The following is a 12,919-nucleotide window of genomic DNA, read 5'->3' as shown; positions in this document are numbered from 1 at the left end:
GTGGATGCTCGCATCCTCCGCGTGGGCTGCCGCACCGGCTGCGCCCGCCACGGAACTGCCGTTTTCCAGCGTCCAGGCCGTTCGCGCCCACGTACTGGACGCGCAACCCGCCCTCCCCATCGAGCAAGATCAACCACCAGCCACGGGCTGGGTCGACGTCAAGCTGCCCGATTTCTGGGCGACACGCTGGCCTGGTTTCGACGGCGTCGTGTGGTATCGCCTGAGCTGGCAGCAAGCGCGCGCTGATACGCCCGTCGCGGCCCTGCTCGACTATCTCAATATGGCAGGCGCGATCTACCTGAACGGTACGCTGCTCAATCGCGATACGAATCTCGCCGAGCCGCTGACGCGCGCCTGGAATACTCCGCGCTATCTGCTGCTGCCGGCGGCCCTGCTGCACCAAGGCACCAATACGCTGCTGGTGCGTGTGTCGGGCATGGCCATGTACCAGGCCGGTCTTGGCCCCACGGCACTCGGGCCGCCCGCGCTGATGCGGGCCCGCTTTGACGATGCACGCTGGCTCCGGCTCGACATTCAGTTGGTGAGCCTGGCGGTCAACGCCACGCTGGGCTGCTTCTTCCTGGCGATGTGGATGATGCGGCGTCGGGAAACCGTCCATAGCTGGTTTGCCTTCTCAACGCTCGCGTGGTGGGCGGTCGGCTACAACCAGATTGCGGCCAGCACGTGGCCGTTTGGCAGTACCGACGGCTGGGAGATCGCCAACGCCGTCGCGTTCTCGGTGTACTGCACCGCGCACACCCTCTTTATCCTGCGTTTCTGTGAGCGGAGCTGGCCACGCGCTGAACGTGGGCTGTGGCTGTTCGTCGCCCTGTCCAGCGTCGTACTGATCTGCACACCACACCAGCGGATCGACGACGTGCGATCGCTGCTGTTTATCGCGCAGGCCGGCCAGTTCTTTGCGGTCAGCCTGGCCTTCGTGGTCTTTGCATTCCGATACGGGCGTACTGAACACCGGATCCTCGCCTATTGCGTGCTGGTCTTCGTGGCGGCGGGCGTGCATGACCTGCTCGCCTTTCTCACGGTCCTCCACGACAACACCTACTACACGGCGCTGATGTCGCAAGTGCTGGTGATTGGCATGGCGCTCGTGCTTGGCCGGCAATTTGTCACAAACCTGCGCCGCATCGAAGGGTTCAACAAGGACCTGACCCGAGGCATCGAAGACGCGAGATCCGAACTCACACGCACCTTGCACCGCCAGCACGAGCTGGAGATTGCCAACGCGCGCCTCGGCGAGCGGCTCAATCTTGCGCATGACCTGCATGACGGCCTGGGCGGCACGCTGGTCAGCAGCATCGTGGCGCTGGAACGCGCGCCGCAGGAGGTTCCGCCCCAGCGATTCCTGTCCATCCTGAAGGAGTTGCGCGACGATCTGCGCATCATCATCGATTCGGCCACCAGCCAGCACTACGGCGAAACCACGCTGGCAGATCAGATCGCACCGCTACGCCACCGCCTCACGCGCCTGCTCGAGACACGGGGCATTGAATGCCGCTGGCACCCAATCGGTATCGAAGCCTGCATGCTGCCGGCGGCAAAGAGCCTGGAGATCATGCGCATCCTGCAGGAAGCGCTGACCAACGTGTTCAAGCACAGCCGCGCAAGCCATGTCGACGTTGGGGTGTGCTATGACAAGCAGGGCCTGCGAATGACAGTCCATGACAACGGCACAGGCTTCTCCGCGCAAGCGAATCCGGCACACCGGGGAACCGGCATGCAGAGCATGCGGGCGCGCGTTGGCCGATTGGGCGGCACGTTCGAGATCCAATCTGCGCCGGGCTCGACGCTCATCACGCTGCATCTTCCGGTGTCCCGGGTCGACCATAGCAGCGGTCCGCCAGTGTCTGATCGTCGCACAGACATTGCGAGGCATTCTTGAAACTCGGTGGCTCGGAACGTGTTCAGACGTAGCGAGCAGGCTCTATCAATTGGCCTCTTAGGACTTCAGTATCTCCTCCGCCGCCAAAATCGGGCAAAGCATGGAATTCGACGAGCCGAATAGCTTTGCCAAGCGGTTTCGGCAAATCGTAGGATCGACGCCATTGGCATTTCGACGCCGATTCCAGAACGTCGGCGCGCGTGCCTGGATTGAGTAGCCCCCCAGTTGGCGAACTGCGGCCACAGTATAGGAACCTACCTGCATGTATTCAAAGTCAAGGTCTCAGCGGGCATGGGCATGTCGGGGAGCAACGCTCGTCGCTCGTGATCTCGCCATTCACCGTTGATGCAAAGATAGCGCGACGAAAGTCCTTCCTTCTCGAGTCCGACTCGGCGCACCAAGGCGATCGGCGCCTGGTTATCGGGCTGCACATCTGCTTCGAATCGATGTGCGGCTTTCGCGCAGATTCGCCATACCTGAAACTAGCGACCCGAGGGCGGAATCGTGGCCGGAGCGAGGTCGAGTTCTCTCGCGTAAGCGTCTAGATGCTCTCCTACATGGGCCTTCAACGTCTCGACGAATCGCTTGATTTTCGCGTCAACGAACTGGCGCGACGGATAGACGGCGTAGACATTGCGGACATGTGTGTGGTACTCCGGCAGCACGCGAACGAGCGCGCCGCTGCGCAGGTCGTCGATTGCCGAGAACGCGGCGAGCAAGCCGATGCCCGCACCGTCACGCAGCGCCTGTGACATCGAGTCCATATCGTTGACGCTGAAGTGCGGCCCCGTAGCGCGAAAGACCGCGTTACCGGCAGGACTCTCGAGATGCCACTCGTCCGGCGCGTAGTCGACGGTCCCGAGTTGAACGCACTGGTGGTCGATGAGGTCCTCTGGACATTCTGGCGCTGGATGCGCAGACAGATAGGCCGGTGATGCCGCGAGAATGCAATGACTGGCGCCGATGTTCTGGCTGATGTATCCGGAGTCGGGTAGCGCCCGTGTAATCACGATTCCGACGTCGAGTTGTTCTTCGAGCAGATTCGGCATGCGCTGGGACAGCAGAAGGTCGACCGAGACCTCAGGATACGACTTGCGGTACGCCATGACGGCGCGAGTCACCAGATTGCGTCCTAGTCCAGGGACCGAGTGGACGCGCAGCGTGCCGCGGGGCTCGAGCAGCGCGTCGCGCGCCTCGGCCTCAGCATGCTCCAAGTCGGCCAGGATGCTCACGCATCGGTCGTAGAACCGCCGTCCTGCGTCGGTGATGACGAGGCGGCGGGTCGAGCGTTGCATGAGCCGGGTGTCGAGTGACCCCTCAAGCACCGAAACGGCGCGAGAGATGTTTCCCACAGTCGTATCGAGGTGGTTCGCAACCGCAGTGAAGCTCCCCATTTCGACGACTTTTGCAAATACCGACATGGTATATAACTTATCCATCCCACCTGTCCCACTCGTCTGAATTCATCGTCTCGGCCCCGCGCCGCGCGGTCCACGCGCCATGGTGCGCGGGCGTCCGGCCATCATAGGCGATCGCCGCCTTGTGTGTTGGTAAGCGTAACCGGTCGGAGCGCACGGATTTTCCCTCTCACGGAAAGAGTCATTCCTTCTACCCAGGCTAAAACCGGCCGGGCTTCCCGCTTAGACTGCGTTCCGCAGACAGACATTTACTGACAGCCGCAAGCCAAGGCCGCTTCCTCCAGTGTCGCCGGGCCTGACCAGCTCAGTTCTCGGCCTGGGCATGAAAGCTGATTGCTTCGATTTACTGACTATATTGAGGTTGGGAAAATGAACGCTCATTACGACTCCCTCTATCTTTTCATCAACGGAGAATGGATTGCTGCCAGCGAACGCAGCACTGCCCCGGTCGTCAATCCCGCTACGCTGCAGGAACTGGGCCGGGTGCCGCTTGCAACGGCGGCTGACCTCGACCATGCGCTGCGGACGGCAAAGCGCGCGTTCGACGTATGGCGCAATACGGTGCCGGCGGAACGCGCACGTATTCTTAAAGGCGGCGCGGACCTGATTCGCGAGCGCGCCGCTCGCATTGCGGAACTGCTGACGCTTGAAGAGGGCAAGCCGCTCGCCGAGAGCCGCGATGAAGTGCTGCGTGCTGCCGAGTACTTCGAATGGTTCGCGGAAGAAGCGCGTCGTATCGACGGTCGCGTTGTCCCGTCGAATCGCCCTGGCGTCCAACAACTGGTGAAGAAGCAGGCCATCGGGCCGGTGGCCGCCTTTACGCCGTGGAATTTCCCGGCTATCACGCCTGCCCGGAAGCTCTCGGCAGCGCTGGCTGCCGGTTGTAGCGTCATCATCAAGCCGGGCGAGGAAAGCCCCGCGACTGCGCTCGCGCTCGCCCGCGCACTCGACGATGCAGGTTTGCCCAAGGGCGTGCTGCAGGTGGTCTTCGGCGTGCCCGATGAGGTGTCGAAGACGCTGATTGCGTCGCCGGTTATCCGCAAGGTGACATTCACCGGCTCCGTTCCCATCGGCCGACTGCTTGCCGCGCGTGCCGCCGAAGGCGTCAAGCCGATTACGCTCGAACTTGGCGGCCACGGCCCTGTGCTCGTGTTCAAGGACGCAGACGTCGAACGGGCCGCAGTCGAAGGCGCTGCGAACCGCTTCCGTGGCACCGGCCAGGTCTGCATCTCGTCGACTCGCTTCCTGATTCAGCGCGAGGTCTACGACGAGTTCGTCGGCCACTTCGTGTCGGCCACCCAGGCGCTCAAGGTGGGCGACGGGATGCAGCCCGGCACGCAGGTCGGCCCGCTCGCGAACGCGCGCCAGATTGCCAAGATGGAAGAACTCGTCGCCGATGCGATTGCGCGCGGTGCGAAGGTGCTCGCCGGCGGCAAGCGCATTGCGGGCGATGGTTACTTCTTCGAACCGACCGTGCTCGCCGACGTGCCGATGGACGCCCGCGTGATGCACGAGGAGCCGTTCGGTCCCATTGCGGTGCTGATGCGTTTCGACGAACTGGAAGACGGTCTCGCCGAAGCGAACCGCCTGCCGTACGGCCTCTCGGCCTATGCGTTCACGAGCAATGCGCGCACCGCCATCGACGTGGGCGACGGGCTGGAAGCCGGCATGATCGGCATTAACCAGTACCGCATCGTGTCCACCGAGCTTCCGTTCGGCGGGCTCAAGGAAAGTGGAATCGGCTCCGAAGGTGGCGCCGAAGGTATCGAGTTCTATCTCACGAACAAATTCATCAGCCAAGTGTGAGAAGCGCCCAATCATGTCAAAGGTCAATTTCGACAGCCCGCGCGAAGCCGCGCGTGCGTTCACGCCGAAGCTCGCTGCACTCATCGACGACGTGCTGTTTCCGCAGGTCTGGGCAGACCCAGCGCTCTCGCCGCGCGATCGCAGCCTTGTGACCGTCGCCGCATTGATTATGGGAGGCCACCACGACGAACTTCCCGCACACCTGCGACGTGCCCTGAGTAACCACGTCACGCGTGAGGAACTCGCAGCAACCATTACCCACCTCGCGTTCTACGCAGGTTTTCCGGCCGCTATCTCGGCTTCTGCCGTTGCGCAATCGACCTTCGGCGAAGTACAGGCATAAAAGGACAGGCATTCATGAAAGCCATCACCTTCAACGAATTCGGCGACGCCGATGTTCTCAAACTCGCCAACGTTCCCGACCCGGAGCTGCGCCCCGACGATCTTCTGGTCCGTGTACACGCAGCAGGCGTGAACCGCGCTGACCTCACGCATCGACGCGGCGGTTATGGCCGCCCGAATTTCGGAGACTCGACCATCATGGGGCTGGAAATCGCCGGTGAGGTGCTGGAAGTAGGCACATTGGTCGAAGGCTACAAGGTCGGCGACCGTGTGATGGGTGTCGTCGGCGGCGGCGCGTATGCTGAACTAGCGCGCATCGACTGGCGCATGGCGATGCCGATTCCGGAGCCGCTCGATTACGTGCACGCGGCGGCCATCCCCGAAGTGTTCGTCACGGCGCATGAAGCGATGATGCATCTCGGACGGCTTAAGCAAGGCGATTCCGTGCTCATCCATGCGGCGGCGGGCGGCGTGGGTTCCGCCGCGGTTCAGCTCGCATACGCGACCGGAGCGACTGTGTTCGCGACCGCCGAGGCAACGAAGCACGAACGCGTTGTTCAACTGGGCGCCGACCATGTGATCGACTACCGCACGCAGGATTTTGCAGCTGTCGTGGCCCAGAAGACAGGTGGACGGGGCGTCGACGTTGTGATTGATTTCATCGGGGAGCCGTATTTTGCACGCAATATCGCTTCCCTCGCGCACGGGGGGCGTCTTGTGCAAGTTGGGATTCTGGGTGGAGGCGGGCAGGTAAGTGTCGACATGGAGACTATTCTGTACCGCCACATCCAGATTATCGGCACGGTCATGAAGTCGCGCGCCCCGGCTGAAAAGCACGCTATGGTGCGGCGTTTCCGTGACCATTGGCTCAACCGCTTTTCCGGTGGCCGGTGCCTCGAGCCCGTTGTCGACAGTACGTTTCCTCTGGCGCGAGCTGCCGACGCCCATCGACGCATGGAATCTGCGGGGAATGTGGGGAAAATCATCCTGACGACGAGTTAAGGTGCGGCGACAGGCTGTCGGATGCGCTCCGGCTTGGATGGCTGGAACTTGTCGAGTTTCAGCCACCTATCGCTGCCGGTTGGGTGTCGCAGCTTGGCCGGACTCGGTCGTCGGACGCTAGTGCGCCCTGGAGCGTCGACCAGTTGAATACTTGAACGCCGTCACTCGGCTACGCGGCGATACGCCTCGCGCTGCAACAGGCGCGAGACAAAGCACAACAACAAGAAATCCGACTTGCGCTAGATAGAACGAAGCGGACCACTGATTGTGCACGGCAACGTAATAGGTGTTGTGCAGAACGTCGCTCACGATTATGAGTACCGTCAGCCACACACCCGCTCGTGGTTTGAGAAATAAAAGTAAGGCAGCCAACGGATCGAGGACTGCCAATGTATCCCAGTAGACCTTACTGAGTGGGGAAATTGTGGCTCCGTAGCCGTAATCCCAAAGCAACCCATGTTGCACGATCGTTCTGAGATGATTGAACGTTGCGCCGAGCAAGCACAACGCGAAAAATATCCGGATTGCAATCGATGCGCGACGCATTATGAAGATCCACGAGAACGAAACTCCTGGCAGCTTAGCAGACTTGCGGTCGCGCACAACGCACGCATCACGTGGACCAGCCAAGTACGTACCAGAGACGTTTCTGGGGCACCACAATTAACGGATTTCATACAGATCGACCCTAAACAGTCAGTCAAATCCCAAGCAAATCTTCCGATGGCTTTGTACCAACAATGACGGGTTGAAAGTACTGCCCATCCAATCGCTGAACGTCTTCGAAGCCAGCATTCAACATCAATTCACACAGTCGAGTTGCGGATACAGCGTAGTACCTTGAGCGCATAACGTGAGTATGGATGATGCCGGTTGTCAGTTCCTCTTCCACGATGAAGAACGCCAGGTCATAGTGGACTCCAGTGAAGTCCCAGACCTGAAATAGCACATAGCGTTTGCCATCCTCTATGCGAGCTCCGTAGTGCTTCACCAGATTCTTGCCTCGCTCTTCTTTTTCGTAGTCTCTAACGGTGATTAGGCACCCTCCCCCCGGCTTCAGACAGTCAAAGAATTGCCGAAATGCGCTAAGCAAATCATCGTCTGTCAGCAAATGTGGAACGCTGTTGTCGCAGGAAATTAGTACATCGAATCCAGCCCCGTGTTGCGCATGAGCGTTTAGCATGTCAGCCACAGAAAATTGAATGGCTAGTTTGCGCCGCTCAGCTTCTTTTTTTGCTCGCTCAATCTCTTTTTCCGAAAGGTCTGACGCACTAATTGAGTAGCCTAATTCAGCCAGTCCAAGAGCCTGGGTCCCAATGCCACAAGACACATCAAGCAATCGCGTACTGCCAGGCCAATTTTGCTGAATGATGTTGTCTAATTGCCTCCCTTGAAGCTCCACACTGCGCGTCCAGTTTGGATAAATCAGATGATATAACGGTGAAATTTCATCATAGAAATTCATCTTTCCTCCTGCGAAATGTCTACGGTAGCAGATCAGCATTTCAATGTCTGCTAGTGGCCGAACCCGGCCGGCACCCGACCGGTCGCCACCGATCGGAGCCAAGCGTCCCCACCAGGGGAGTTTGACCATGAAATGCCAGATTTGCGGGCGCGAGCTGAATCGAGACGGTGACCGATTGTCAGCGAGTCGCAGTGGCGATTGTTGGGTATGCATCGGAGAAATCGAAGCAGAGACGGGCGACAAGGCATCGCTGGAGAAGGTGCGCGACGGGCATTTTCGCTGACTCCGACCGGATTGGCCGGACACCTTAGATGGCGACTGACGGTCAGTATCCGACAGCCGTTGGCACGTCATCAAGCGCCGCTCCAGGCTCGAAAACAGGCACTGAGCCGGAGGCGCGCAGCCGTCATCCGTATCCGCTGGCTGCTCTGGCTGCTCGGCCTACGGCACGGCACGCGTGGCGTAGGCCGCGTCAGCCTCCGCACGCACCGCCCCCGGTGGCCGCCCGACCACCCGCTTGAATGCGCGGCTGAACGCGGCGAGCGACCCGTAGCCAAGCCGGTACGCAACGGATTCGATCGCCTCGCGATCACGTGCGATCCATTGCGCGGCGAGCCGCATCCTCAGCTCGGTCAGGTAGCGCACGGGCGTCATCCCAGTCGCCGCGAGAAATCGCTCGGCGAACACCGAACGCGACACGCCCGCTTCGGCGGCCAATTCCGCGACGCTCCAGTTTTGGCCCGGATCGCGGTGCAGCGCGACGATCGCGCGGCCGAGCTTCGGGTCGAGCAGCGCTTGCACCCAGCCCGTTGCGTCGCCGCAGCCGCACTCGACCCAGCCGCGCACGATGAACGAGGCGACTACGTCCGCGAGCCGCGCGAGGATCCCCGCGAAGCCTGCGCGCTCCGAGCAGGATTCGCGCTCCATCGCATCGAGCATCGGACGGATTTCGGGGTAGCGCGCGAGCAGTGTGCCGACGTGCATGAACTCCGGCATCGTGCCGACGAGCGGCTGCATTCCGCCAAGATCAAACTCCATGCACGCGCTGAAGATCAGCGCGTCGCCGCCCGTCGGATCAGATCCCGTGCACGGCGGTGGCGTACCGACCGACGCGATCGAGTCGCAGATCTTCTCGGTCTCGAAGGCACCGATGGGACGGCACAGCGCGTCTGGATCGGACACAAGTGCGTGCATGCTGCCGTGCGGCAACAGGATCGCGTCACCGGTTTCAAGCCTCATCGTTGCGCCAGCCGCTTCGCGCAGCAGGACCGGCCCGCGTCCGACGAAATGGAACTGCGCGCGTCCCGGGACGTGCCCGAAGCTCAACCCGAACGGGCGCGGGACCTGGATGCGGCGATATTGGACGCCGCTCAGGCGCATCCCCAGCAGCAGCTCGCTGACGAGATCGCGCACGTCGGGAACGGGAGCAGGAAGGGAAGCGGACATTGGATCCGGACGATTGATCAATGATTGCGGATTGTATGTCATATACCGTCTTGCCATCGCTGCTTACGATATGCCGTCATTGCACTTTTCCCGATTTTTCCTCTCACGGAACGACGCATGAATCCCGGAATTTCCAAGGCCGCCCCGCTAGCGGCCCCCAGCGAACCCGCCTGGGGTGCGGTCTTCGCAATGTCGCTTGGCGTGTTCGGCCTCGTCACGGCCGAATTCCTGCCCGCGAGCCTGCTCACACCGATGGCTGGCAGCCTCGGTGTGACCGAAGGTGTCGCCGGACAGACGGTGACGGCCACCGCAATGGTCGCGCTCGTCGCGAGCCTGCTGACCGCTGCCGTGACGCGTACGATCGACCGGCGGAGCGTGCTGCTCGCGTTTTCGGTGCTGTTGGTCGCGTCGAATCTCGCGGTTGCGTTTGCGACCAACCTCATGGCGATTCTGATTGGCCGCATTGTGCTTGGCATCGCGCTCGGAGGCTTCTGGACGATGGCGACGGCCACCGCGATGCGGCTCGTGCCTGCTGCGATGGTGCCGCGCGCACTGTCGATTATCTTCAGCGGCGTGGCCGTTGCGACGATCGCAGCAGCCCCGCTCGGCAGCTACTTCGGCCACCTGATCGGCTGGCGCAACGTGTTCCTGTTAGCAGCCACGCTTGGCGGCGTCGCGTTTCTGTCGCAGGTCGCGACGCTGCCGTCGATGCCGCCGAGTGGAACGACGCGCCTGCGCACGCTGATCGACGTGCTGCGCCGGCCGACCGTCGGCCTCGGAATGTTCGCGACGACGCTCGTGTTCACGGGACATTTTGCGTTCTTCACGTACCTGCGGCCGTTCCTCGAACAGGTCGCGGGCGTTGGCGTAAACGGGCTATCGGCGATCCTGCTCGGCTACGGCGTCGCGAACTTCGTCGGCACGTCGCTCGCCGGCCGCGTGCTTGAGCACCGGCTGCGGCCCATGCTGATCGCAATGCCCGCGCTAATGGTCGTGCTCGGGATCGGGCTCGTAGCGCTCGGCCGCGCGCCGATGATCGATGCGGTGCTTGTCGCGCTTTGGGGGATGGCTTTCGGCGGCGTGCCGGTCGCATGGTCGACATGGGTCACGCGCACCGTACCCGATGAAGCCGAGAGCGCGGGCGGCCTGATCGTCGCGGCCGTGCAGCTCGCGATCGCGACCGGCGCAGCGGCAGGTGGCGTCATGTTTGATGCAAACGGCGCGGCTGGTGTGTTCGTCGGGGCCGCCGTCGTACTGGCCATCGCGGTTGCGACGATCGTGACGGGCGTGCCGAAACGAGTGGAGAGTCGCGCGTGCGCGGGCTGACCCGCGACAGCTACGCCGACTTCGGCCCGGCCCTGGAGGCCGAGACGCTGCGCGAGCGGCACAGCATTGAGATTTCCAAGGCTTGTGTTCGCCGGATCATGATCGATGCCGGGGGCATGTCAGAAATTTTGTGTTTAGGGCATAACATGTCGCTAACGAGCATGTATGCCACGCAAAACCAAGACCAACCAGGCTGCTGAGCGCGAGCTGCCGAGCATTCCCGAGGACCTGATTGCCCATTTCGTAAAGGGCCCGATGACCGCCGAGGCGGTTCAGGATGCCTCGATGGCGTTCAAGAAGGCCCTGATCGAGCGAGCTCTGGGCGCCGAACTTGGCCATCATCTGGGCTATCCGCCGGGCGCTGAGCGCCCGGCCGGCACGGCCAATCAGCGCAACGGCAAGACCGCCAAGACCGTCCTGACCGACGATGACCCGCTGCGGGTGGAGATTCCGCGCGATCGGGACGGCAGCTTTGCCCCGATCCTGATCCCCGAGCACGAGCGGCGCCTCACCGACTTCGACGACAAGACCATCGCCATGTACGCCCGGGGCATGACCGTGCGAGAGATCCAGGCGTTTCTGGCCGAACAGTACGGCACCGAGGTCTCGCCGGAGTTCATCAGTTCGGTGACCGATGCGGTCATGGACGAGGTGACCGCCTGGCAGGCCCGTCCGCTTGAGGTGATGTACCCGGTGGTGTTCTTCGACGCACTGCGTGTCAAGATGCGCGAGGACGGGGTGGTGCGCAACAAGGCCGTCTACCTGGCCTTGGGCGTACTGCCAGACGGCACGCGCGACATCCTGGGCCTGTGGATCGAGACCACCGAAGGCGCCAAGTTCTGGATGAAGGTGTTCAATGGACACCGCGCGCCGGCTGATGCTGCACGGCCTCAGCCTGGCCGACGCGGCCGCATCCGCCGGCTTCGCCGACCAGAGCCACATGACCCGCCACTTCACCAAGACCTACGGCCACACCCCCGCACGCTGGCTGCAGATCGCCAGCGCGCCGCGCCGGCGCTGAGCCCACGCAAGATCGTTCAAGACCGGCGCCGCGCCCCGGCGTAGCCTTGGCTTCATCCATCCCCCACCAAGGAGAAGCCCATGTCCGACACCAACATCGACACCTGCACCCAAGCCCCCGCCACGCGCGGCCAAGGCATCGCCATCCCCCTGCTGGACAAGGCCCGCCGCATCGACGGGCACTGGCAACCACGCGTAGTCGCCGAGATGAACGACTACCAGTTCAAGGTCGTGAAGATCGAAGGCGACTTCGTCTGGCACCAGCACGCCGACACCGACGAAACCTTCATCGTGCTGGAAGGCGAACTGCGCATCGACCTGCGCGACCGCAACCTGCTGCTGCGCGCCGGGGAAATGGCCGTGATACCGAAAGGCGTGGAACACAAACCGTACGCCGCGGCCGAGGTCAAGCTGTTGCTGATCGAACCGCGCGGCGTGCTGAATACGGGTGACGAAGGCGGCGAGCGCACAGCAGCCAACGACATCTGGATCTGAAACACCGGACGCCCTCGCCCCGCCACCAAGATCCCACGAGGGCCGCCCGCAAGCGGCCCTCGCGGCTTGCCGCTCAGATCATCGCTTGCACGCGGCTGACCACCTCATCCAGTTGCGCCTTCAGCGGCGCCAGCAGGCAATGGATGCCCACCGTATCCATGTCGGCTTCCTCATCGGCCTCCAGCAAGCGCAGCACCGCCGCGAGGCCGGCGCTGACGCGCCAAAGCTCCACGCAGCCCTGCTGGGTCACGTCGAGGATGGTGTTGCTGAGTGCGCCGAGCTCGTAGGCGAGTTCCTGGGCGCGGAGGCTGTCCTTGGCGCTGGCGTTGGCGGGGTAGGTCAGCGCGATCAGGTCGGCGATGAGGGGGGATTGGCGGGTGATGGCGAATTGGTGCGCCGGTGGGGTAGAACGAGAATCTGGCTCGAAGTGAGCCGTGCTGTTGGTCATAGCGGCCTCCTGGATCAAATCAAAGACCCGCCGCTCATTTCCACGTGAGGGTGGCGGGCCCGCGACGGGGGTGGAAACCGAGATCCAGGATATCGGCCAGCCCGAAGGCTGCCCCGTCCGGCCCGCCGTAGAAAAAATTGGCGCGCGCGAACGCGTCGGACACAAAATCGCTACGAGTGTAGCAGTCCGTCTGGATATCTCGGGTTTCCACGCCCGGTCACCGTTGTTGGCGGTGGCTTGGGGAGTCTGGG

The 12,919-nt window shown here is 62.4% G+C and carries 12 protein-coding genes and 2 pseudogenes; 9 read left to right on the top strand and 5 right to left on the bottom strand.

What is annotated here, in order from left to right:
• Positions 1-4: 4 nt before the first annotated feature.
• Positions 5-1,900 carry a sensor histidine kinase gene (locus tag BKK80_RS22265; protein WP_071071330.1) on the top strand — a complete coding sequence of 632 codons (1,896 nt, stop codon included), beginning with the start codon at positions 5-7 and terminating at the stop codon, positions 1,898-1,900.
• 482 nt (positions 1,901-2,382) lie between these two features.
• On the opposite strand, the gene BKK80_RS22260 is transcribed toward BKK80_RS22265, so the two are convergent.
• Complete coding sequence (locus BKK80_RS22260) at positions 2,383-3,339, bottom strand: LysR family transcriptional regulator (protein WP_071071328.1); 957 nt, start codon at positions 3,337-3,339, stop codon at positions 2,383-2,385.
• Positions 3,340-3,687: 348 nt separating this feature from the next.
• Here BKK80_RS22260 and BKK80_RS22255 point away from each other — a divergent pair, with 348 nt between their 5' ends.
• The 3 genes from BKK80_RS22255 to BKK80_RS22245 are packed head-to-tail and all read left to right on the top strand — an operon-like array spanning position 3,688 to position 6,468.
• Positions 3,688-5,124 carry an NAD-dependent succinate-semialdehyde dehydrogenase gene (locus BKK80_RS22255; protein WP_071016984.1) on the top strand — a complete coding sequence of 479 codons (1,437 nt, stop codon included), beginning with the start codon at positions 3,688-3,690 and terminating at the stop codon, positions 5,122-5,124.
• Positions 5,125-5,137: 13 nt separating this feature from the next.
• Positions 5,138-5,467, top strand: a complete 330-nt coding sequence (locus tag BKK80_RS22250) for a carboxymuconolactone decarboxylase family protein (RefSeq protein ID WP_071071326.1) — start codon at positions 5,138-5,140, stop codon at positions 5,465-5,467.
• Between the two features lie 14 nt (positions 5,468-5,481).
• A complete protein-coding gene (locus BKK80_RS22245) occupies positions 5,482-6,468 on the top strand; it encodes an NAD(P)H-quinone oxidoreductase (RefSeq protein WP_071071324.1) in 987 nt (328 codons plus the stop codon).
• A gap of 700 nt (positions 6,469-7,168) precedes the next feature.
• Here BKK80_RS22245 and BKK80_RS22240 read toward each other — a convergent pair.
• Together BKK80_RS22240 and BKK80_RS22235 are read right to left on the bottom strand one after the other, a co-directional pair.
• Positions 7,169-7,933: a class I SAM-dependent methyltransferase gene (locus BKK80_RS22240; RefSeq protein ID WP_071039385.1), complete on the bottom strand. Its 765-nt coding sequence runs from the start codon at positions 7,931-7,933 to the stop codon at positions 7,169-7,171.
• Between the two features lie 441 nt (positions 7,934-8,374).
• Positions 8,375-9,421, bottom strand: a complete 1,047-nt coding sequence (locus tag BKK80_RS22235; protein WP_084545697.1) for an AraC family transcriptional regulator — start codon at positions 9,419-9,421, stop codon at positions 8,375-8,377.
• A 75-nt stretch (positions 9,422-9,496) separates the two neighbouring features.
• Between BKK80_RS22235 and BKK80_RS22230 the strand changes: the two genes are divergently transcribed.
• The 5 genes and pseudogenes from BKK80_RS22230 to BKK80_RS22215 all read left to right on the top strand — a co-directional run bounded on the left by BKK80_RS22230 (position 9,497) and on the right by BKK80_RS22215 (position 12,220).
• The gene (locus BKK80_RS22230) at positions 9,497-10,705 is read left to right on the top strand and encodes an MFS transporter (protein WP_071071319.1); all 1,209 of its coding nucleotides are present in this window, start codon (positions 9,497-9,499) and stop codon (positions 10,703-10,705) included.
• The gene (locus BKK80_RS22225) at positions 10,693-10,905 is read left to right on the top strand and encodes a hypothetical protein (RefSeq protein ID WP_071071317.1); all 213 of its coding nucleotides are present in this window, start codon (positions 10,693-10,695) and stop codon (positions 10,903-10,905) included. Before BKK80_RS22230 ends, BKK80_RS22225 begins: the two co-directional genes overlap by 13 nt.
• Positions 10,871-11,563 (top strand): annotated as a pseudogene (locus BKK80_RS22220) (IS256 family transposase); the annotation flags it as partial. The gene BKK80_RS22225 and the pseudogene BKK80_RS22220, both read left to right, overlap by 35 nt.
• Positions 11,562-11,726 (top strand): annotated as a pseudogene (locus tag BKK80_RS35760) (helix-turn-helix domain-containing protein); the annotation flags it as partial. The pseudogenes BKK80_RS22220 and BKK80_RS35760, both read left to right, overlap by 2 nt.
• 80 nt (positions 11,727-11,806) lie before the next feature.
• Positions 11,807-12,220: a cupin domain-containing protein gene (locus BKK80_RS22215; protein WP_084545696.1), complete on the top strand. Its 414-nt coding sequence runs from the start codon at positions 11,807-11,809 to the stop codon at positions 12,218-12,220.
• Positions 12,221-12,293: 73 nt separating this feature from the next.
• Here BKK80_RS22215 and BKK80_RS22210 read toward each other — a convergent pair whose 3' ends face one another.
• Both BKK80_RS22210 and BKK80_RS36595 read right to left on the bottom strand, forming a co-directional pair.
• Positions 12,294-12,668, bottom strand: a complete 375-nt coding sequence (locus tag BKK80_RS22210; RefSeq protein ID WP_071071315.1) for a DUF1484 family protein — start codon at positions 12,666-12,668, stop codon at positions 12,294-12,296.
• 34 nt (positions 12,669-12,702) lie between these two features.
• Positions 12,703-12,879 carry a hypothetical protein gene (locus BKK80_RS36595; RefSeq protein ID WP_157903307.1) on the bottom strand — a complete coding sequence of 59 codons (177 nt, stop codon included), beginning with the start codon at positions 12,877-12,879 and terminating at the stop codon, positions 12,703-12,705.
• Positions 12,880-12,919 lie beyond the last annotated feature (40 nt).

It is taken from the genome of Cupriavidus malaysiensis (assembly GCF_001854325.1).
Lineage (GTDB): Bacteria > Pseudomonadota > Gammaproteobacteria > Burkholderiales > Burkholderiaceae > Cupriavidus > Cupriavidus malaysiensis.
Note: the sequence above shows the minus strand (reverse complement) of the source record. Positions and strands in the feature narration are given on the sequence as shown.